Annotated in this window: 24 protein-coding genes; 22 read left to right on the top strand and 2 right to left on the bottom strand. The window is 43.3% G+C overall.

The features are described from left to right. Positions 1 to 7 precede the first annotated feature (7 nt). From MHB62_RS14380 to MHB62_RS14275, 22 genes are all read left to right on the top strand, one after another. Positions 8 to 886, top strand: a complete 879-nt coding sequence (locus tag MHB62_RS14380; protein ID WP_017696633.1) for a phage minor head protein — start codon at positions 8 to 10, stop codon at positions 884 to 886. A gap of 14 nt (positions 887 to 900) precedes the next feature. After that, the gene (locus MHB62_RS14375; RefSeq protein WP_017696632.1) at positions 901 to 1236 is read left to right on the top strand and encodes a phage head-tail connector protein; all 336 of its coding nucleotides are present in this window, start codon (positions 901 to 903) and stop codon (positions 1234 to 1236) included. A gap of 4 nt (positions 1237 to 1240) precedes the next feature. Continuing rightward, positions 1241 to 1744 carry a hypothetical protein gene (locus MHB62_RS14370; protein ID WP_017696631.1) on the top strand — a complete coding sequence of 168 codons (504 nt, stop codon included), beginning with the start codon at positions 1241 to 1243 and terminating at the stop codon, positions 1742 to 1744. Then, the gene (locus tag MHB62_RS14365; protein ID WP_017696630.1) at positions 1744 to 2133 is read left to right on the top strand and encodes a hypothetical protein; all 390 of its coding nucleotides are present in this window, start codon (positions 1744 to 1746) and stop codon (positions 2131 to 2133) included. Before MHB62_RS14370 ends, MHB62_RS14365 begins: the two co-directional genes overlap by 1 nt. Next, a complete protein-coding gene (locus tag MHB62_RS14360) occupies positions 2090 to 2560 on the top strand; it encodes an LIC_12616 family protein (protein ID WP_026113688.1) in 471 nt (156 codons plus the stop codon). The genes MHB62_RS14365 and MHB62_RS14360 overlap by 44 nt, the downstream gene beginning before the upstream one ends. A gap of 5 nt (positions 2561 to 2565) precedes the next feature. Beyond that, positions 2566 to 3597, top strand: a complete 1032-nt coding sequence (locus MHB62_RS14355; RefSeq protein WP_017696628.1) for a DUF3383 family protein — start codon at positions 2566 to 2568, stop codon at positions 3595 to 3597. Between the two features lie 14 nt (positions 3598 to 3611). Continuing rightward, positions 3612 to 4007 carry a phage structural protein gene (locus MHB62_RS14350; protein ID WP_015715395.1) on the top strand — a complete coding sequence of 132 codons (396 nt, stop codon included), beginning with the start codon at positions 3612 to 3614 and terminating at the stop codon, positions 4005 to 4007. Positions 4008 to 4014: 7 nt separating this feature from the next. Continuing rightward, positions 4015 to 4401, top strand: coding sequence for a hypothetical protein (locus tag MHB62_RS14345; RefSeq protein WP_175404999.1), 387 nt, complete (start codon positions 4015 to 4017; stop codon positions 4399 to 4401). Between the two features lie 158 nt (positions 4402 to 4559). After that, positions 4560 to 9218, top strand: coding sequence for a transglycosylase SLT domain-containing protein (locus MHB62_RS14340; RefSeq protein WP_208555901.1), 4659 nt, complete (start codon positions 4560 to 4562; stop codon positions 9216 to 9218). Then, the gene (locus tag MHB62_RS14335) at positions 9219 to 9773 is read left to right on the top strand and encodes a LysM domain-containing protein (RefSeq protein ID WP_032722281.1); all 555 of its coding nucleotides are present in this window, start codon (positions 9219 to 9221) and stop codon (positions 9771 to 9773) included. A 13-nt stretch (positions 9774 to 9786) separates the two neighbouring features. After that, entirely contained in the window at positions 9787 to 10143 is a 357-nt protein-coding gene (locus MHB62_RS14330; RefSeq protein ID WP_032722280.1) for a phage baseplate plug protein, read from the top strand. After that, complete coding sequence (locus tag MHB62_RS14325; protein WP_017696622.1) at positions 10130 to 11095, top strand: phage protein; 966 nt, start codon at positions 10130 to 10132, stop codon at positions 11093 to 11095. The genes MHB62_RS14330 and MHB62_RS14325 overlap by 14 nt, the downstream gene beginning before the upstream one ends. Beyond that, on the top strand, positions 11095 to 11442 hold the full coding sequence (locus MHB62_RS14320) for a Gp138 family membrane-puncturing spike protein (protein WP_041339442.1): 348 nt from the start codon (positions 11095 to 11097) through the stop codon (positions 11440 to 11442). Before MHB62_RS14325 ends, MHB62_RS14320 begins: the two co-directional genes overlap by 1 nt. Further along, a complete protein-coding gene (locus MHB62_RS14315) occupies positions 11439 to 11795 on the top strand; it encodes a DUF2634 domain-containing protein (RefSeq protein WP_208555900.1) in 357 nt (118 codons plus the stop codon). Before MHB62_RS14320 ends, MHB62_RS14315 begins: the two co-directional genes overlap by 4 nt. Continuing rightward, positions 11779 to 12963, top strand: coding sequence for a baseplate J/gp47 family protein (locus MHB62_RS14310; RefSeq protein ID WP_225722074.1), 1185 nt, complete (start codon positions 11779 to 11781; stop codon positions 12961 to 12963). Before MHB62_RS14315 ends, MHB62_RS14310 begins: the two co-directional genes overlap by 17 nt. Next, the gene (locus MHB62_RS14305) at positions 12960 to 13589 is read left to right on the top strand and encodes a hypothetical protein (protein WP_015715405.1); all 630 of its coding nucleotides are present in this window, start codon (positions 12960 to 12962) and stop codon (positions 13587 to 13589) included. The genes MHB62_RS14310 and MHB62_RS14305 overlap by 4 nt, the downstream gene beginning before the upstream one ends. Before the next feature lie 12 nt (positions 13590 to 13601). Then, entirely contained in the window at positions 13602 to 15212 is a 1611-nt protein-coding gene (locus MHB62_RS14300) for a pyocin knob domain-containing protein (protein ID WP_252188062.1), read from the top strand. Between the two features lie 17 nt (positions 15213 to 15229). Then, positions 15230 to 15691 (top strand): XkdW family protein, encoded by a 462-nt coding sequence (locus MHB62_RS14295; RefSeq protein ID WP_160245712.1) that lies wholly within the window; start codon positions 15230 to 15232, stop codon positions 15689 to 15691. Continuing rightward, positions 15681 to 15875: an XkdX family protein gene (locus MHB62_RS14290; RefSeq protein WP_095252433.1), complete on the top strand. Its 195-nt coding sequence runs from the start codon at positions 15681 to 15683 to the stop codon at positions 15873 to 15875. Before MHB62_RS14295 ends, MHB62_RS14290 begins: the two co-directional genes overlap by 11 nt. 114 nt (positions 15876 to 15989) lie before the next feature. Then, complete coding sequence (locus MHB62_RS14285) at positions 15990 to 16217, top strand: hemolysin XhlA family protein (protein ID WP_372553816.1); 228 nt, start codon at positions 15990 to 15992, stop codon at positions 16215 to 16217. Positions 16218 to 16232: 15 nt separating this feature from the next. Continuing rightward, on the top strand, positions 16233 to 16496 hold the full coding sequence (locus MHB62_RS14280; protein WP_041345414.1) for a phage holin: 264 nt from the start codon (positions 16233 to 16235) through the stop codon (positions 16494 to 16496). Positions 16497 to 16549: 53 nt separating this feature from the next. Beyond that, the gene (locus MHB62_RS14275; protein ID WP_163136173.1) at positions 16550 to 17371 is read left to right on the top strand and encodes an N-acetylmuramoyl-L-alanine amidase; all 822 of its coding nucleotides are present in this window, start codon (positions 16550 to 16552) and stop codon (positions 17369 to 17371) included. Between the two features lie 31 nt (positions 17372 to 17402). On the opposite strand, the gene MHB62_RS14270 is transcribed toward MHB62_RS14275, so the two are convergent. Then, positions 17403 to 18263, bottom strand: coding sequence for an Abi family protein (locus MHB62_RS14270; RefSeq protein WP_208555899.1), 861 nt, complete (start codon positions 18261 to 18263; stop codon positions 17403 to 17405). 237 nt (positions 18264 to 18500) lie between these two features. Beyond that, the gene (locus tag MHB62_RS14265) at positions 18501 to 18839 is read right to left on the bottom strand and encodes a YolD-like family protein (protein ID WP_208555898.1); all 339 of its coding nucleotides are present in this window, start codon (positions 18837 to 18839) and stop codon (positions 18501 to 18503) included. Positions 18840 to 18864: the final 25 nt, after the last annotated feature.

Below are 18864 nucleotides of genomic sequence, written 5' to 3'. Positions count from 1 at the left end.
GTAAGCGGTGGATAAAGAACAAACTGAAAAAGAGCTTTTGAAGCCGTTGAACCGTAAAACTAAGGAATTCTTACGGAAACTCAAGCGGCTTTTTCAGCGTGCTTCAAAAGATGTGCTGTCAAAGCTGACTGCGTTATTCGTCAAGCTTGATCAAATCGAAGAACCGACACTTGCTGATGCTAATCGACACGGTGATCTAAACCGTATAAAGCGGGAAATCACATCATTGATTAGTGATCTTTCAGCGAAAGTCAAAGCTATGATTATGGAATTCCTTGAAGAAACCTACGAATCATCTTACAGCTGGCTGATCCTTGGCGTTCTGGCTGCGATAGGGATAAAACTTGCGCGGCCTAAAGCAACAATGAAGCAGCTGAATTTGCCTGCTGAATGGGCTCCTAAAGACGTTCAGTGGGCTATTAAAAGTACACAAATGGACAAAGCCATTGAAACTGACCGCAAAAAGACAATACAGCAGATTAACAAGACAATCGAACGCGGTTTTATTGAGCGGAAACGCTTTGCTCAGGTTGCGAAGGAGCTGCAGACTGATGTCGGCCTGAGTTACAACCGATCAAAGCGCATAGCCAATACAGAAATGCATCGCACAAGGGAAAAAGCAACACTTGACGCTGCTAAAAAAGCTCAGTCGCGGGGCATCAACATGAAAAAAATCTGGCATAACGTTGGTGATGAAAGAGTTCGTGAGACAAAACATGCGGATCATGTCCATTTAGAAGGGCAGGAACGCATGGTCAATCAGTTGTTTGATCTTGGCATCAATAAAAATGGTATTCATGTAACAGCAGAAGCGCCGGGACAAAGCGGTGATCCATCCAATGATATTAATTGCCGATGTTTTGCGACATATGAACCGGTTCTTTGAAAGGAATGAGAAAAATGGACTTGGCAGAATTAAAAGTCAGGTTAGGGATTCCAGCTGAAGACACATCGCAGGATGCCAAACTGCAAATTGATCTGGAAGATGGTATTTCATATGCGATGGCATACTGCAACAATCTCTTTGTTGGTCCAGATAATACTGTGTCTCTTCCTCCAGCCGTAAAAAAGGGGATTGCCCTATTAATTAAGATTGACAGAGAAAGCCCGTCCGGTGTTCTATCTGAATCAATTGGGGGCATGAGTAGATCCTATGCGGCTGATGAAGAAAGGCTCAATCCTGTTCATGAGTTATTCCGACCCTACAGAAAAATACGCTTTAGGGCACTGAGGTGATCTAATGGCACGTAGAAACGTCCGGGTACGAGATAGCAACCGTATTCCAGAAGTCATAAGAAACCTCGGTTCCGTCGGTAAGGTGAAAGTTGGAATCCTGGACAGTGAACGGCAAATGATCGCGGCTGTTCACGAATTTGGCTGCCGTATTGCTGTAACTGATCGCATGCGGAACTACCTTGCTGCAAAAGGGCTGTACCTCAAGAAAGAAACTCAATATATCAACATTCCGGAGCGTTCTTTCATCCGTGCTGGATGGGACGAGAACGAGGAAGAGATCGTTCAAAAGGTAGAGGATCTGGTCAATAGAGCGTTAGAGAATGGCGATTCGATGAATGACATTATGGAAACAGTCGGCCTGCTTGCGAAAGGGCGGCTTCAAGTGTATGCCCGAGACTTGCGGAACCCGGCAAACCATCCATTTACAACCGAAAAGAAAGGCTCTTCAAATCCATTGGTTGATACCGGGGAAATGATTGGCTCTATGGATTATGAGGTTGAAAGCTGATGGGGAATCATTTCATATTTTCTGATCTGATTAAGCGGTACAGCGTTGATTTTACATTGCTTATTCCATCTGAAGAAGGCTCATACGATGATCTCGGCGAATGGGTGCCACCGAAACCGACGAAGTCAGACGAAAGAGGGGCAATAGTTCCTTTGCAGTCTCAATTGGTCTATCAATCTGGCGGCCGGCTTACATCTATGGACAGGCAGCTATTTATCAAGAATGAAATTCCTCTGAAAGCTCAGGTGATTTTTGATGGTGCCACCTTTGATGTTGAAGCGATGACGCCTTATGGGACGTATGCCGATTTCAACAGCTATATCTTAAAGGCGGTGATCAATTCAGATGGACTACAACAGCATAATACAAACAGTCTTGGGACTGATTAGAGAGAAAACAGGCCATGTTGTTATCGTTGCAAATGGTACAGGGAAACAACCTGTCTATCCTTTTTGCACGTATACCGTGACATCCCCGTATTTGCCCCAACATAGAGGCATTGAAGAACAGGGAGTGTTAACGGAAGACATCGAGCTTGTTTTCTCTTTTACATGGGTTTCAAACAGCCATATTGAGGCCATTTCCCTTGCTCAACAAACAGCGGCGTACTTCAAAACAGCTGAAGCGCGTCAAAAACTTCATGATAATGGGCTGGCGTGGGTCAGGAACGACGGTTTCGGTAATCGAGATACATTTATCACGATTGACACAGAACGCCGTCACGGCTTCGATACGCGCTTTAGAACGCGTGTGTCTCATGGAGAAGCAAATGCAGAGGTTTTCGACTCTGTACGAATTGAAAATACAGGAGGGTAATTCATATGCCACTTAGTGACGTTACAGTCAAAATTGACTTAGTGAAACCGTCCAGCCTTAAAGGATTGGGAACACCCCTGATTCTCGCAAAGGTAGACGGCCACAACACATATAAAGAATATGGCTCATTAGAAGCTATTAAGGCAGACTATCCGGAAACGACAGCAGCATACAAAAAGGCTGCGGCTATCTTTGCACAGGGTGACAATGCACCTTCAAAGGTTGCTATCGGTACTTATGGAGGCAGCACAGAAACACCAGAAGAAGGAGCTACTACACAAGGAACATTCTCTATTCGGAATGCGTTTGACGAGTATTTCGATAATGACTGGCACTTCCTGATCCTTGCTGATGCTACAGCGGATGAAAGACTGGAAGCTGCAAAAGCCATGGAAGAGAAGTCATATAAATTTGTAGTCTTACAGGTTACTGACCGTGAAGAAGTTGCTTCTTACAAAGGTAAGGACCGCACAATCGTTTTCTATCACCCCTTAAATGACGAGCATCCAGACGCCGGCCTTGTTGGTTCGGTTGCTTCTCATACAGTGGGATCAGTAACTTGGAAATTTAAAAATATCGTAGGTATCACGCCTCAAGATATTAAAGCGGACGAGCTGAAGAAACTGCACACAGAAGGGGCTATTGCTTATGTAACCAAAGCGGGCCACAACGAGACATCCGAAGGCATTACTGCATCCGGGGAATATATCGACGTGCTGCACGGCAAAGATTGGGTGAAATTGAATATTGAAACCTCTATTCAATCAGCATTCTCAAACAACGGTAAAATCCCGTTCTCGAATGCTGGTTTTTCATTACTGAGTGTACAGGTCACAAACGTTCTGCAAACAGCCTTTGCAAATGGCATCGTTGCCGAAGATGCAGACGGGCAGCCAGTGTATTCAATCAGCACTAAAACCCGTGATCAAATCACAGATGAAAACAGAAAAAATCGTGTATACGACGGCTTGTCCTTTACTTTTGAGCTGGCTGGCGCGGTTCATTCTGCTGAAATCACTGGTGAAATCTCAATTTAAGGAGGATCTAAACAATGGCAGCATACGTTTATGATGCAAATGAAGTCAACACGAACATTGACGGGAAAATCGTAACGGGTTATTCCGAGGGTACAATGGTTTCGTGTTCCAAAGATGAAGAAAAGTTCTCGACGAAAGTCAGTGCCAAGGGTGATGTCAGTGTTGCAACGAAAAACAATCCACTTGGAACAATCACACTGACTCTTTCCATGGGGTCGCCATTCGTGCCGTACCTAAACAAACTGGCAAATACAGCCCAAACTTTCCCGATCTGGGTTACTGGTGGACAGGAAAAAATCGGTGGAACAGAAGCGATGGTCAAAAAGCCTGCTGATGCTGAATTCAGTGACGAGATTGGAGATCGTGAGTTCGAGATTCAAGTCTTTGACTATACAGTATTGGAACAGTAATTAAGCTATGGCAAAAAAGAAGAAATCAAACGCAAAGAAGCAGTCCAATAGGGCTGCTTTTCAATATATGCAAACTAAACAAGCGGAGGGAAAACCTATGTCAAAATTCGGTAAACAAAAGAAAGTAACTATCCAAGGAACTGAGTACACTCTTCAACACCCGGGAACACGTCGTTCAATTGAATTTAACGATGAAGCTATCAATATCAATACAGGGATGTTTTCGTCTGCAAAACTGTATGAACTGTACATGAAAGAAGTAGTTGTTGAACCGAAAGTAAGCTATGACTATTTTGATAAAAAACCTGGTTTCCTTGAGCTGATGAAAGAGGTTCAAACCTTTCTTAGCGCCGAAACCGAAGCCGAAACAGTTCTACAAAAAGAAGGCGAGTGACAACTGGCCTATGTATCGGCTCGTGATGTCTGAGAAGTTTTCCTTCTCAGAGGTCGCGGCGATGGATCTCGACACGCTGCTGGAAGCAAACGCAGCCCTCGACATCCATATTGAGCAAGAAAACAAGAGGAACAAGAAGAAATGAGGGGGTATGAACGTTGTCAGACGCATTGAGAAGTACGCATATTGACGTTGAATTGAACGTTGATACCTCCCCTCTAGAAAGAGCAAATCAGCAAATAGATAGACTCGTTGACCATGTCGGCGATGCTGGCGGCAGTTTTTCACAGATGCGTACACGGATGGCTCAGGTTCAAAGACAACAGCGGAATTTTAGAGACATCCATATGAGTATGATCTTGGACAACTCATCGTTGCAAACTGCCAGCCAAACAATAGAACGGCTAGGACCTCAAATCGACTTAGTTACATCCCGTTTGAGCCAGTTGAATACCCAGGTACAAGAGACAAGCAGACTTATTCAAAGCCTTCCGTCTGAGGTCAATATCAATGTTGATCAAACGTCGATAACAAACGCCAATGAATCCATTGATCAACTCAGGCAGAATTTGAATAACGTCGATATGAGCCGTATCGGTACACCCGCAGCAAACGTTACGCAGCAGAACACGCAAAGCGTTCAGAATAACGTGGCGGCGGTAGCTGTTCCGGCCCCGGACTACCGGGGAATTCGGCAGTATAACCGTGAAATGAACTTTTTACGCGGTTCAACTCAAGGGCTGGAAGAAGACACAATCCGTATGCTGAATGAAATGCGGCAAGCATGGTATAACGAACACCATAATATGTCGGGTTTCCGGAATGAAATGATCCGGGCTCAGTATGGTTTCTTTCAGTTAGGGAACCAGATGGACAGCTGGTCTGGCACCAATCAGCAATTTATGGATGAAGTGTACAGGCTGGGACGTGCTCACAAGCAAGTCACAGACAACATGATGAAAAACAACAAAATGATGCGCATGAGCATGCTGCAGACCGTCGGAACACTAATGGCCCGGTCTACTCAATCTGAGAAGATCGCGGCCAATTATGACCGAATGGGAAACCCGTTATATCAAGTCAATAAAGCGGGGCTTGCCGTATCGAATACGCTTGAGAACATGGCAAAGCAGGGTACTGCTGCGCATTTGGCTTTGAAAATGCTCGGGCCTACTGCCAACATGAAAGAGCTTAACGATATGACAATGATGATCACTCAGGGTTATATGCGTTTTCAAATGGTGGCACTGGGCGCGGCTTTTACAAACTTTTTCATGTTCCAAGGGCTTCATAAAGCAGCAACACAAACAGTTCCCGGCTATTCAAAGGCATGGGAAGAGATGTGCAGTACACTACTGAAAGCCATTCAGCCAGCAATTGAAGTGTTTGCGGCGTTTGCGATGGCGATATACAAGGGCATTACGGCCGTTGCGAAGCTGATCATTCAGTTTAATGAGGCGCACCCTGTACTTTCGAAAATGATCCAAGGATTTATGCTTCTCATCCCTGTTTTAACCCTACTTTTATCGCCACTAGCGATAGGGGTAGGGTTAGTTAATGGGTTCCTTGGAGCTCTCAGCAGTTTGTGGATGTTCATTGGGCCAGTTGTAACCGGGCTGGCTGCTATGTCGGGCACGGTGTATGTCGTTGCGGGGGCCATCGTTCTTCTTGTAACCGGCATTTATTTGCTGTACAAGAATTTCGATAAGCTTCAGGAAAGATTCAAGCCAGCTACAGACGCGATGAAACGCTTTGCTAACATGGGGAAATCGGCGGTTGTCGGTGCATTCCATACAATGATCAAAGAAGCGGAGGGTCTGAAGCCTGCATTCATGAAAGGATTCAAGGACGCACAAAACGTGGCGATCACAGCCATTCATAAAATGCAGGCTGAATCCTTGAAATTATGGGATCGTCTCGGTGAATCGCATCCACAGTTAGTGGCTGGAATTGAGTCGGCCTATAAAACGGCTGTGAAAACCGTGTCAGGCTTCATTCATAATGCCGGAAAGACAGTCTCGGACTTCTTCGGTAAAGGACTGTCAGACGGTCTAAACGGCATTGTAAAAGGGTTCATGGAGCAGTTGAAAGTCGGTCTTTCCAGTTTTAAAGGAATGGTTTCTCTGGTTGCTCCGTTTGTCGCGGCGATCGGACTTGCATTCCTTGGAGTGTCAGGGCCAATCGGTGTGGCTGTTGGTGCTATTTTGAGTGTTGCTGGTGCCTTATATCGCATGCAACAAACAAACCAAAATGTAAGCCAGGCCTTAAAGACAGCATGGACATCGGTACAATCTGTTCTAACGACTGTTTTTCAGGCATTGCAGCCAATCATCAACACACTTCAACAGTCTTTCGGGCAATTGGTCACGCAATTGACACCACAGTTTCAACAGCTGGCCGGACAACTTCAGCAGGCTTTCGTTCAAATAGGTGGCACGCTTGTTTTGTTTGCTGCAGCTATCTCGCAAACGTTCCAGACAATCGGTCCGCAAATCATGCCACTGATTCAGCAATTGCTTTCAGCTTGGATGCAGTTGTCGGGTACTTTATGGACAAGTGTCTTGCAAATAGCAAGCAGCATCCTGCCGTTACTTGTTCAAGGCTTCCAGACGATTTTTCCGGTTATTCTAAGCGTAATTAATGCGGTGCTGCCAATCATTATTCAATTGATAGGCAGTTTCTCAGGAATCCTTGTTTCAATTGTGCAAAATGCCCTACCGATTTTGGTCCAGATGATTCAGCTTGCGTTCCCATTGATCCTGAGCATTGTACAACAAGCTCTTCCGATTGTTTTGCAATTGATTCAGCTTTTAGGTTCATCCATCGGACAAATTGCGGTTCAAGTGCTGCCGTTAATTTTATCAGCGGTGCAGCAAGTGTTCCCGATTATTAAACAGGTCATCATGGCTGTTCTTCCAATCGTGGCTCAATTGCTTACTGTAGCGGCAACAATCATTTTACAATTGGCGCAAGCGGCACTTCCTATTTTGATTCAAGTTGTGCAGCAGGTATTCCCGCAGATCATGCAAATCATACAAGCGGTACTTCCGATTGTTGTTTCTCTTTTGCAATTTCTGGCGAATATCATCACAACTGTGGTCATTCCGGCGATCCGTTTCATCCTAAATATCGTGACTGCTGTATTCCCGGTTGTGCTCTCAATAATTCAAGTTGCACTTAAAAATATCATTGCGATTATACAGGGTGCAATCGGCATTATTATGGGAATAGTGAAGGTTTTCAAAGGCTTATTCACTGGGAATTTCCGCATGATGTGGGACGGAGTGAAGCAAATTTTTTCTAGTGCTGTCGGCATGGTGAAAAAGCTTGTAAGCAATATGGGTTCAGCAATCACTGATAGATGGCTTTATATAAAAAATAAAGTCGCGTTATTGGCGCTTGATTTACGTCAAAAAGTTATGGATCGTTTCAATGATTTAGTCGAAGGGGCCAAGAAACTTCCGGGTAAGATCGGCGATGGAATTAAGAACATGGCTCATAAGGCTGTGTCTGGTGTGACTAGCTTAGCGAACAAACTTGCCGGAGCACTCGGAAAAGGCGTAAATGGTGTAATCGGCGGAGTGAACTGGGTCCTTGATAAGATCGGTTTGAAAGATAAGCATATCCCTAAATGGGAAGTGCCTAAATATGCGCACGGAACCGGCGGCCATCCGGGAGGCCCAGCGATACTGGGAGACGGTAAAGGGGCAAACGCTGGCCCTGAAATGTATCGGACACCTTCGGGACACGTAGGACTCAGCCCTGCAACAGATACACTGATGAACCTCCCGAAAGGCACTGAGGTGTTGTCTGCAAGACAGACAAGAGCTGCTTTAGCGGGAGTTCCGGCTTACGCAAAAGGCACAGAAGGAAATATATTCACAAAAGCATGGAATGGTGTAAAATCCGTTGCCGGCAAAGTGAAAGATGTTGCTCTTGATGTTTTTGATTACATCGGGCACCCATCTAAGCTTTTAACAAAAGTCTTAGAAAAAATGGGTGTCTCTGCACCTTCTATGGCTGGCTCGTTCGGTGATATCGCAAAAGGGGCTTTTAACTTTGTCAAAGATAAGGCCGTTGGTTTTGTTAAAGGCAAGATGTCCAGTTACGCTGAAAGCTTTTCAGGTGGCGGCTCAAAAGCCGTCAAAAAGTGGGTAGCTCAAGCGCTATCAATCAAGGGCCTTGGCTCTGAATATGCTGGCGCACTTGAAACCATTGCTATGAAAGAATCAGGCGGGAATCCTAATGTCGTGAACAATTGGGATTCGAATGCGAAAGCTGGCCATCCATCACAAGGGCTTATGCAGTTCATTCCAAGCACATTCAACGCTCACAAGGAACCGGGGCACGGAAATATTAAAAATCCAGTTGACCAGATCCTTGCTGCTATCAACTATTTGAACAGCAGATACGGCGGTATTTTAAAACACCCTGGGCTCGTTTCTATGGCTCATGGTGGGCCGTATAGAGGTTATGCGACAGGTGGAGTCATTAACAGCCCACAAGTCGCTGCGCTTGGTGAAAACGGCTTTAGGGAGTATGTCATCACAACTGAGCCACGATACAGAAACCAATCACTCGGAATGTATGCTGCACTCGGTCGGGAGCTTGGCGCGGATACTGGTTACACACCAGAAAAGACTGCTACAAGCTCAAACAGTTCATCTGTCAATATCACTTTTAACCCGTCGATCAACGTAAAAGTTGAGGGCGGCAGTGAAGGGGCAGAAACAAAGGTGAAAAAGGCTGTAACTGAAACATTTGACGAAGTTTTCGACATGCTGAAGTCGCTTTATCCACCAGAGGGGGCTTATTAATTGGCGAAGCTCGGAAAGATTAATCTCGTAAACGAAAAGGAATCTGATGGCGCGGATGTGGAGGTCACTTCATATCCCGTTGAAAAAGGGGTTCCGATCACGGACCATGTACAAAGAAAGCCAGAGACGACAACAGTCTCTGGCTATTTATTAGGCAAAACAGCAAATAGTGATTATGAATATCTGAAAAAGCAGGCTTATGCCGGCACTCTTTTGACTTATACCGGGCGTAAGGTTGCTAAAAATGTGATCATCACAAAGATAGATCGCGACACAGGCGATTACACAAACGGTTTTGCTATTTCAATTGAGTTGCAAGAAATCCGTATTGCAAAAAGCCCGTGGGTCAAAAAGAAAGTGAAAACAGCCGGGAAAAAGAAGAAAGCCAGCAAGAAGAAAACAAAAAAATCCGGCAAGTTATACCACAAGGTCAAGAAGGGTGACACTTATTGGGGCTGCGCTCGTAAATACGGCACCACAGTAAATGCTTTGCGTCGGTTGAATCCCTGGCCGGACCGAAGAATTCCGATAGGGGTCAAAATGAGGATTAGATGAAGGAGGGAAAGGCATGGCATCAAGAGATTACATTCCTTTTGACAAAGAGGACATACCACAGCAGTTTGAATTTGATTTAGCAGATGACACGTTCATTTTGCGTATCAATTACAACCAAACAGACGATAGTTTTTCACTTGATTTATATGATCAAGACATGGAACCAATCGTGCTGGGCGAAAAATTGATTTTGAACGTCCCTTTGTGGGAAGACATTGTAAACGAGAAACTGCCTGCGCCTTCCCTTATCCCTATGGATGAATCGAATACAGAAACACGGGTTACATACGAGAATTTTATGCAAACCGTGTTTCTTTATATTGATGATGTCTCGGACGATGCGGAGGGAGAAGACGATGGCGACGAATAAAATGCTGTTTGGGCGCGTCGTTAAGGTCACGATAGATAACGGCAGTTCACAAACCACTTTCGATTATAAAGACTTAGAGATTCATTTTGAGGTCCCGTTTGATGATGACTTTAAACCGAATGAAACAAAGGTTGAAATATACAACCTGAGCAAAGATTCAATCAGCAAAATTAAAAAAGGCAGCACTATCACTGTTCAAGCTGGTTATAAAGACGATTACGGTGTTTTAACTATCGGTAAAGTTACCAAGGTGCTGAATAATTGGGACGGTTTGAATAAGGTAACGGCCATCTATTCAAAAGATGGCGATGATTACACCCATATGAAAGTAACCACTGAAAACGCTGATCCTGCTGAAAAATACTATGTGAAAAAGCGGTACAAGCTCGCAAAACCAGTGGTGACTGTAAAAAAAGATAAGAACGGCCGGACATATAAAACGGTCCGAAATTATGGCACTCGGACAGAGGTCAGATACCGTAAGAGATACATGAAAATCACGTTCAAGGCTGGCACAACCTCAAGGCAAATTGTCGATAAGCTTCTGCGTGTGCTCGGTATAAAAGTGAAAAATATCATTCTGCCTAAAAATAAAGTTTATAAAAAAGGCTATCGTGTCACCGGATTGATTGAAAACAATCTTGAAGAGGTCATTCATGATGCTGGGGCAGTCATGTATTATCGGCGCGGCCGTCCTGTTATTCGGCCACTCAGTCAAGGGGATGACGAACGTTTCAAGCTCGAAGAGGCAACAGGACTTGTGGAAACGCCTGAACAATTTGAGGAAGATGATCTCAAAGGGTATAAGGTGAAGTGCCTATTGCAGCATCGTATCGCAGTTGCTTCAATCATAGAAATAAACAGCAAGACAGCGAAAGGAAAATATCGTGTGAAAGATGGCTCTCATTCCTTTGACGGTAAAGACTTTTTCACAGAATGTAGGGTGATTTAATGAGTAAAGCGACAAAGTTCTTTGACGGATTCGAACAGCGGATAAAACAATCAATCCATACAACGGCGCCAGCACGGGTTGTAAATTACAATGCTGAGAAACACACTGCCGATCTGAAATTGCTGTTTCAAACCAATGATGGTGAGTATCTACATGAATACCCTTTAATCGAGCATGCGCCTGTTTTGAAACACGTCGAAGCTGATATTAAAGTAGGGTCCTGCGTGTTTGTTTCGTTTGCTGAACGTTCACTGGATAACCTGGACGGCAATAAAACCTTTGATCCGGATTCGAGGCGCACACACAGTATAAACGATCCAGTTGTCATAGGAGTGTGGGAAGGATGAAAACTCTCAAGCTTAAAGACGGGGATCTTTGTTTTGAAAATGGTGAGTTACAAATGGTTGAGGGTGATGCTGAGCTGGCTCAATCAGTAGAAATGATCCTTAGAACAAGTTTAGGAGAGTTTGAGCTTGATGAACATGTCGGCCTTGATCGCAGCAACATTTTAAGAAAGCAGTTTGATCAAGAAGAGGCGCAATATGACATTATAAATGCCATTTCTCAAGAAAAGCGTATTGCCAGTGTGGAATCGGTGAACTTCTTAATGGATAAAGAGTCTCGCAGTCTTGCAGTGCATGTGAAAATGACAAAAGAGGATGAAGAAACAATTGAGATAGGGGGTGTTGATCTTGCTTGATGAAACGGGCTTTCAACGGCAAACCTATTCCGAGCTTGTTGATAGTATGGAGGACCGGGCTCGGGAACAATTCGGGGAGGATGTAAACACATCCAGTAAAACGCCATTAGGAATTATTATTCGTATCTTTGCTTGGTTTCTGGCCGGCTTGTGGGATATTGCAGAAAGGGTTTATAACAGCGGCTTTGTCAGTAAGTCTGAGGGCGTGCAGCTCGATCGTCTTGGCAGCAACTCGGGTATCACGCGGGAGCCAGCTGCGGAGTCAGTTGTGACTCTGTCCTTTACTGGAGAACCCGGCATCGTAATTGAAGAACAAACTCAGTTTACTACGGAATCAGGCATCTATTTTGAATTGATTGAAGATGTTGTAATTGAGGCTAATGGGACAGGCTCAGGGACGGCTGTCTCGCTTTCTAAGGGCGTTATAAACAATGTTGCGGCAAATACCATTACCGTGCAGGCAGAGCCCTCAGAGGGCGTGTATTCAGTTACAAATCCGGAACCATCGGCAGGCGGTGCCGACGAGGAAACAGATTCGGAATTCCGGGCACGAATAAAGAAATCAGTTGAGGGCAGTTCAGCATCTACAAACGGAGGTATTATTTCAGCCCTGCTAAGCGTGTCAGGCGTCAGATCGGCGAATATTGTTGCCAACAATACCATGCAGACCGATGCGGACGGCAACCCACCAAAAAGCATTCATGCTTATGTTCTGGGCGGTACAAAAGATGATGTTGCGCAAGCACTGTTTGACAGTGTTGCTGCAGGAATTGAAACGGTCGGGGAGCAAGTTGTCACCATAACTGACGCCAGCGGACTTGACCATGCCGTCAAATTTGATTTTGCAAGGGAAGTCAAAATATATCTGCAGCTGGATTTAAAAACAAATGCTTCCTTCCCTATTGATGGAGTAAGTCAGATCAAAAACAACCTCGTTTATAAAATCGGGGGAATTGATGCAAACGGCTCTTACTATACCGGCTCACAAATGGGCGATGATGTTATATTGTCGCAGTTGTTCAACGCGGTATATCAAGTAGATGGTGTCTCTGATGTAACAATCAGGATGGGAAAAGATGCGACAAACCTTTCACAGTCAAACATTGAAATTGAACCTAAAGAGGTTGCCCAGGTACATTTTGATGAAATCGTGGTGAATCACATATGATTAAAGACTTAATAGGAAAGCTGACCGATGCCTTTTTGAAAGATGAAAAGAGCAATATCGGAAAGCTTTTTTTAATTGTCGATGAACAGCTGACAGCACTTAAAAGCGCGCTAACCACAGCTGAGAACTGGCGGGATATTGATGCGGCAAAAGGAAAGGCTCTGGATCTACTTGGTGACAACGTGTCGCAGGATAGGGGCCGTGCCACTGATGAAATTTACCGTGTGCTTATTCGCGGCAAGGTTGCCAGAAATGTTTCAGATGGCACCACAAACCGGATCATTGAAGCTTTAGCCAAAACACTGAACTGCAAGCCAAGTGAAATACACATTGTCAGCAGCAAGGAAAATAATGAAGATGAACCGGCTGCCATTATCGTAAAAAAGGCACCCATTGAGGCTTTGAGCAAAGTTGGAATGAGTGCAACACAGTTTTCGAATATCGTTCAAAAAACAGTTGCTGCAGGCGTACGGGTGGCTTATGTAGATTTAAACGGCACCTTTCGTTTTTCGTCCTCTGCTAACTCTATAGAAACAAGTCAATATGGATTTTCAACAGACGGGACAGATGGGGGAACACTCGGCGGAATCTTTCAGCCTGAAGATGATTACCCTTTACCGATTTAAGGAGTGATGTTTATGCCTTTTACAAAAGAATTGCCTGAATGGGGGAACGCCGGGCAGCGGCCCCCGCAGTCCTCCATTGATGAAGGATACAAACCAATGGATCATCCCCCTGCGGATTGGTTCAACTGGTATCAGTATACGGCCTATCATGCACTAAAGGAATTGCAAGAGATCGGAGCAACGCAGGATGACGTTTCCATTGCTTTAAAAACAGCAAAAGCTTATACAGATGAATTTGCTGCGCGTAGGGATAACCCCAACCAAGTCACAAAGGCCCAAGTAGGTTTAGGAAACGTAGACAACGTGCAGCAAGCAACTAAAACAGAATTCAACGCACACAATACAGATTCCACACGCCATATCACGGCCACAGAGCGTTCAAATTGGAATGCGAAGGAAACGACTACAGGGGCGCAAAACAAAGCTGATACAGCCGAAAAAAATGCAAAAACGTATACTGATCAACACATTAATGATAAAAGCAACCCTCATGGGGTGACAAAAGATCAAGTCGGGCTCGGTAATGTTACCAATGACAAACAGGCAACCAAAACGGAGTTTGACGCACATAACTATAACCAGATTCGTCATATTTCTGATGCAGAGCGAACCAAGTGGAATGCGGCTCAGTTATCAAAATTAACACAAGACAATGGTTTGATGAAAAACTTGTCAGGCGTGGATTTCAATACTGTTATTGAAACAGGGTTTTATTATATGACTTCAGCTTCAACGGCACTGAATGCCCCTGTGAATAGCAATGGTTATTTATTGGTTTACAACTACGGCACTTATCCATATCAGGAATTCACAGCATATACCAGTGCAACAACCTCAATACCTGATAATCGGCGGAAATTCATAAGAAATAAGGTGAGTGGATCAGAAAACTGGACACCTTGGATGGAGATTGAATATTCCGCAGGAGCCCAAGCAAAGGTCAATACACATGAAAATAAAACAGACATTCATGTAACGAAAGAAGATAAGAACAAGTGGAATAATGGACAACTCTATCCACTGACAACCCAAACAGGTCAACGAATAAAAATAACTAAAGGACAAAACCTTTTTGATTATCCGACTGGCTTTTATTTTGGGGCAGGTGTTCTGAATCATCCAGGGGACGATGATGCTGCCTGGTACTATTACGATATTACAGATGTTCCAGCTGACCTTGCTCCACCTCAAGGGTTAAAAAAAATTGTAGCAACAAGATCCTATGATAACCGTACATGGATTGGAACAAAGCATAAAGAGGGAGAATTCACTGGGTGGCGAGAGGTTGTTACAGACTTAGATTTTATAGATACTCCGTGGTTAAATGTTCCTTACAAAAACGGAGCAACTTCAGGCGATAGACCACTACAGTATCGAAAAGTTGGGAACACTCTGCACCTCAATGGTCACGTACTTACTGAAAGAGAAATAGTTTTTGCTAGTATCCCGTCTTCTAGTGCCCCAAGTAAAGGAGTTGTCAAACTGGTTGCAACTAGCGGCACAACTGGTTACAGCAAGATTATTATATATGCAACTGGTGATATGAAATTAACAGGTGTAATGGCTAAGACTGAGTCAAATGTGAATGGATATTATATTGATTTAGCTGTTCCTCTAACCTAAAGAAAGGAGGGAGAAGTATGAAATTAATATACCCATATGGTGAGGATAAAATCTATTTAGGAAGGCCGGTTGAGTTACACCCCGATAGAGAGTCGGGAAGATATGTTATCCCGGCGAATGCTACTGATATTCCTCCAGAAATAAATGGAGAGGGTATGTGGCGGCCTTTATTCGATGAGGAAAAACAAACATGGGTTGAAACTGCTGATGAAGAATACAAAGAGCAGCTGAAACAAGGCAGTATTCCTGAAACCAATCCTATAGCAGAACAGCTGGCTACACTTGGGCAACAGCTGGCAGACGAAAAACTGGCAAGAAAACAGGCTGAGCTGGCTCAAAATGCTTTAGGCGTACAATTGACTGCGGAAGTGCTAGCAAGAAAAGAAGCAGAAAATTTGAATCAATCTTTAGGTGAGCAAGTTGCATCTTTAAAATTAGATGTTCTCTATTTAAAGGGAGGAATGACAAGTGAATCTTAATTTCTGGGTATTTGCGTTGTTCTACAAATGGGCCACAACAGCCATGGTAAAGCAGGCTATGGCATTTAACGATTGTTCCGTTGATGACTTGAAAGAAGGTGTTCAGGCACAATACATTACACATGACCAATACCAAGAAGTAACAGGTCAACCATACGAGGAAACGACAGGAGCCAGTCAATAAGGCTTTTTTATTTTGCCTCTAAGGAGGTGAAAAACGTGAAATAGATATAAGGGGGGCGTACTAATGTCAGAAGTGACGGAGGTACCAGATGTGCATGCATTACAAAAAGAGATAATGGAAATGAAGGCAGGCCAGAAAACGATTGAACAGCGTGTAAATGTTCTTGAACGCGTTTCTGATAGACAAGACCAGCAAATCATGACATTAAACGAAAAACTCAACAAGATCGAAGAGAATACAACTTGGATCAAACGCACAATAACTGGCGCTATCATTACAGCGATATGCACTGGCGTTATTGGCGGCGCAATCGCTATTTTTTATACTGTTTTGCAAAAATAAGGAGGAAAACACAATATGAAAAACTTTGACAAAGGCACGGTCATTCGGACGGTGCTTCTTTTGATTGCACTTATCAACCAAACAATGCTGATGCTTGGCAAATCACCTTTGGATATTACGGAGGATCAGGTGAATCAGCTTGCGGATGCGCTGTACACTGCGGGCTCTATAGCCTTTACTATTGGCACGACATTTACAGCATGGTTCAAAAACAACTATGTGACTGCAAAAGGCCATCAGCAAAAAGCTGTCCTGAAAAATCACAATCTAACCAAGTGAGCTGCCAGCTGGCGGCTCTTTCTAATTCAAAAACAGAATAGGAGAGATCATTTATGACAATCGCAGTGAAAAAGAACCTTGTATCGGAAGCAAAATACGCTTTAAAATGCCCTAATCACATGGACGCTGAATACATCACCATCCACAACACGTACAATGATGCATCAGCTGCTAATGAGGTCAGCTACATGATTGGAAACACCAGTTCAACGAGCTTTCACTTTGCCGTTGATGACAAAGAGGTAAGGCAGGGCATCCCAACAGATCGCAATGCATGGCACACAGGAGACGGCACAAACGGCACTGGGAACCGTAAGTCTATCGGTGTTGAAATCTGCTACAGCAAGTCAGGAGGGCCTAAATACAGGGCTGCTGAAAAGTTGGCTATCAAGTTTGTTGCTCAGTTGCTTAAAGAACGCGGATGGGGTATTGATCGAGTGCGGAAGCACCAAGATTGGAGCGGAAAGTATTGCCCTCACCGTATTTTAGACGAGGGACGCTGGAATGAGGTTAAAGCGGCTATTGATGCTGAATTAAAAGCACTTGGCGGCAAATCATCCAGCAAGAAAACAACTTCGTCCAAGGCAGTGAAAAAACCAAGCTCAAGCAAAAAGAAATCATCTTTCAATCTGCCTTCAGGCATTTTTAAAGTGAAAAGCCCATTAATGCACAGCGCTGCCGTTGAACAGATTCAAACAGCGTTGGCGGCATTGCATTTCTATCCGGATAAGAAAGCCAAAAACTTTGGTATCGATAGCTATTACGGACCAAAAACAGCTGATGCAGTAAGACGGTTCCAGCTGATGAATGGTTTAAATTCTGATGGCATTTACGGACCGAAAACGAAAACAAAACTTGAACAACTTCTAAAATAAATACAACTAACCCCCTTAAAAAATAAGGGGGTTAGTTTATATGATCTTGCCAGCCGTCATAAAAGCCCATATGTTCATATTTAACTACATCATCATATTCATCCACTAAAACATTGAAAGCATTAAAAAATCGTCTCCATTCAATTTCCGGCAACATATTTTTGAAGATATAAAAAAATGCAGCTAATTTATCTTTGTTTAAACTATTTTTTATCTTTGATGGTAATTTCACTCCACCGGCTGAAAATTTCTTATTGTAAACTCTTGAATAGTGCGCGCAAGTGTTCCTTAATATCGTTATTGATTGAAGATTTTGACTCAAGACACCAGGGTTAATTCCAAATACATTCTTAGCTATTACTTTTTGATCCTCTGTTTTCATATTTTTATAGAATTTAGAAAGCATACCCATTGTAAATAATTCTACAGCAACCCATAAAGGCAGTTGACTACCATATTGCTTTTTATGGTGCATCACAAAAAGTTCGCGACTCTTAGTTATTTTATCTTTGAGATAACTCATAAATTCTTGGTGGGCTTCTTCAAACTCAAAATTTTCGGAATTCTGATAACCTAAAGGTTCGTGAGTTTCTGAAAAATAATAAGCTAACTTTGCTCTAAAAGAAACTTCTATGTATTCAACTACTCCCAACAATATGCGTCTAAGTTTTTCATCAAACTCATACATGCGGACAGCTTGACCAAAAGAACTTCCTGGATAAAACTCATCGTTTTTTTTCATAAATAGCATATAGCCAGTTAGTCTATAATAATTAATTCTTTTTAATATAAGTAAGGCTTCATCCGCATCTTCAATATATAATCCGCGTTCTTTTAGTATTTCCAGCTGTTCTTCATGAGTTTTAAAAACTTTAGGTGCCTTTAGTTCCATTTTTTACCACCTTTAAATAAAAAAAAGTCTCACTGGGGTTCGCATTATTCCGGAGAATAAGAGGCGTGTGAGCTCTGTTAAGTACATATTACTACGTAATAAAAAATGCGTCAATAAGAATGCGCAAAAAATGTTTCAAAATCGAGAGGAAAATTGTTTCGTTTATGCAGTGTATTATTGTTTCAAAAAATGCTGTCGGTTTTGCACTAAAAAAGCAGTTGCTTTATTTGATCAATTTTATTTCTCACACGTGTTAATAGATAACAGCGAATCAAATCCAATAAAATTTGTGTCTCCTTTTAAATCCTTCACGTGCAGCCTCTGTTTCACTTCATCTATGTAATGAACATGTCCTGTGACTACTTCAATAAAACCGTCTCTGTATACACTGATGACCAGAACCGAGTTGAATTCCATCGCCTCGCAAATAACACGGGCCATTTCTTCCAGTTGGTATTCATCTAGGATGGGTTTTTCAATTTTTTGGACTTGTTTCTTCCTATTTAATAGCGCTGTCCTTTGCTCAGGCAAAATAAATTTTTGTTCCCATCTCTTATCGTAAATACCCTCGTTCATTCTGATCAACTCCTTGAACAAATTA

The sequence above is a fragment of the Bacillus sp. FSL K6-0255 genome, assembly GCF_045040725.1.
Lineage (GTDB): Bacteria > Bacillota > Bacilli > Bacillales > Bacillaceae > Bacillus > Bacillus subtilis.
This window is presented reverse-complemented; position numbering and strand designations above follow the sequence as displayed.

Bases quoted from the DNA above. Each gene is read 5' to 3' on its own strand.
- MHB62_RS14315 (WP_208555900.1), top strand. From the start codon at position 11,439: ATGAAAACTCTCAAGCTTAAAGACGGGGATCTTTGTTTTGAAAATGGT.
- MHB62_RS14320 (WP_041339442.1), top strand. From the start codon at position 11,095: ATGAGTAAAGCGACAAAGTTCTTTGACGGATTCGAACAGCGGATAAAA.
- MHB62_RS14375 (WP_017696632.1), top strand. From the start codon at position 901: ATGGACTTGGCAGAATTAAAAGTCAGGTTAGGGATTCCAGCTGAAGAC.
- MHB62_RS14280 (WP_041345414.1), top strand. From the start codon at position 16,233: ATGAAAAACTTTGACAAAGGCACGGTCATTCGGACGGTGCTTCTTTTG.
- MHB62_RS14330 (WP_032722280.1), top strand. From the start codon at position 9,787: ATGGCATCAAGAGATTACATTCCTTTTGACAAAGAGGACATACCACAG.
- MHB62_RS14285 (WP_372553816.1), top strand. From the start codon at position 15,990: ATGGAAATGAAGGCAGGCCAGAAAACGATTGAACAGCGTGTAAATGTT.
- MHB62_RS14365 (WP_017696630.1), top strand. From the start codon at position 1,744: ATGGGGAATCATTTCATATTTTCTGATCTGATTAAGCGGTACAGCGTT.
- MHB62_RS14305 (WP_015715405.1), top strand. From the start codon at position 12,960: ATGATTAAAGACTTAATAGGAAAGCTGACCGATGCCTTTTTGAAAGAT.
- MHB62_RS14265 (WP_208555898.1), bottom strand. From the start codon at position 18,839: ATGAACGAGGGTATTTACGATAAGAGATGGGAACAAAAATTTATTTTG.
- MHB62_RS14325 (WP_017696622.1), top strand. From the start codon at position 10,130: ATGGCGACGAATAAAATGCTGTTTGGGCGCGTCGTTAAGGTCACGATA.
- MHB62_RS14350 (WP_015715395.1), top strand. From the start codon at position 3,612: ATGGCAGCATACGTTTATGATGCAAATGAAGTCAACACGAACATTGAC.
- MHB62_RS14345 (WP_175404999.1), top strand. From the start codon at position 4,015: ATGGCAAAAAAGAAGAAATCAAACGCAAAGAAGCAGTCCAATAGGGCT.
- MHB62_RS14370 (WP_017696631.1), top strand. From the start codon at position 1,241: ATGGCACGTAGAAACGTCCGGGTACGAGATAGCAACCGTATTCCAGAA.
- MHB62_RS14360 (WP_026113688.1), top strand. From the start codon at position 2,090: ATGGACTACAACAGCATAATACAAACAGTCTTGGGACTGATTAGAGAG.
- MHB62_RS14355 (WP_017696628.1), top strand. From the start codon at position 2,566: ATGCCACTTAGTGACGTTACAGTCAAAATTGACTTAGTGAAACCGTCC.
- MHB62_RS14300 (WP_252188062.1), top strand. From the start codon at position 13,602: ATGCCTTTTACAAAAGAATTGCCTGAATGGGGGAACGCCGGGCAGCGG.
- MHB62_RS14270 (WP_208555899.1), bottom strand. From the start codon at position 18,263: ATGGAACTAAAGGCACCTAAAGTTTTTAAAACTCATGAAGAACAGCTG.
- MHB62_RS14295 (WP_160245712.1), top strand. From the start codon at position 15,230: ATGAAATTAATATACCCATATGGTGAGGATAAAATCTATTTAGGAAGG.
- MHB62_RS14275 (WP_163136173.1), top strand. From the start codon at position 16,550: ATGACAATCGCAGTGAAAAAGAACCTTGTATCGGAAGCAAAATACGCT.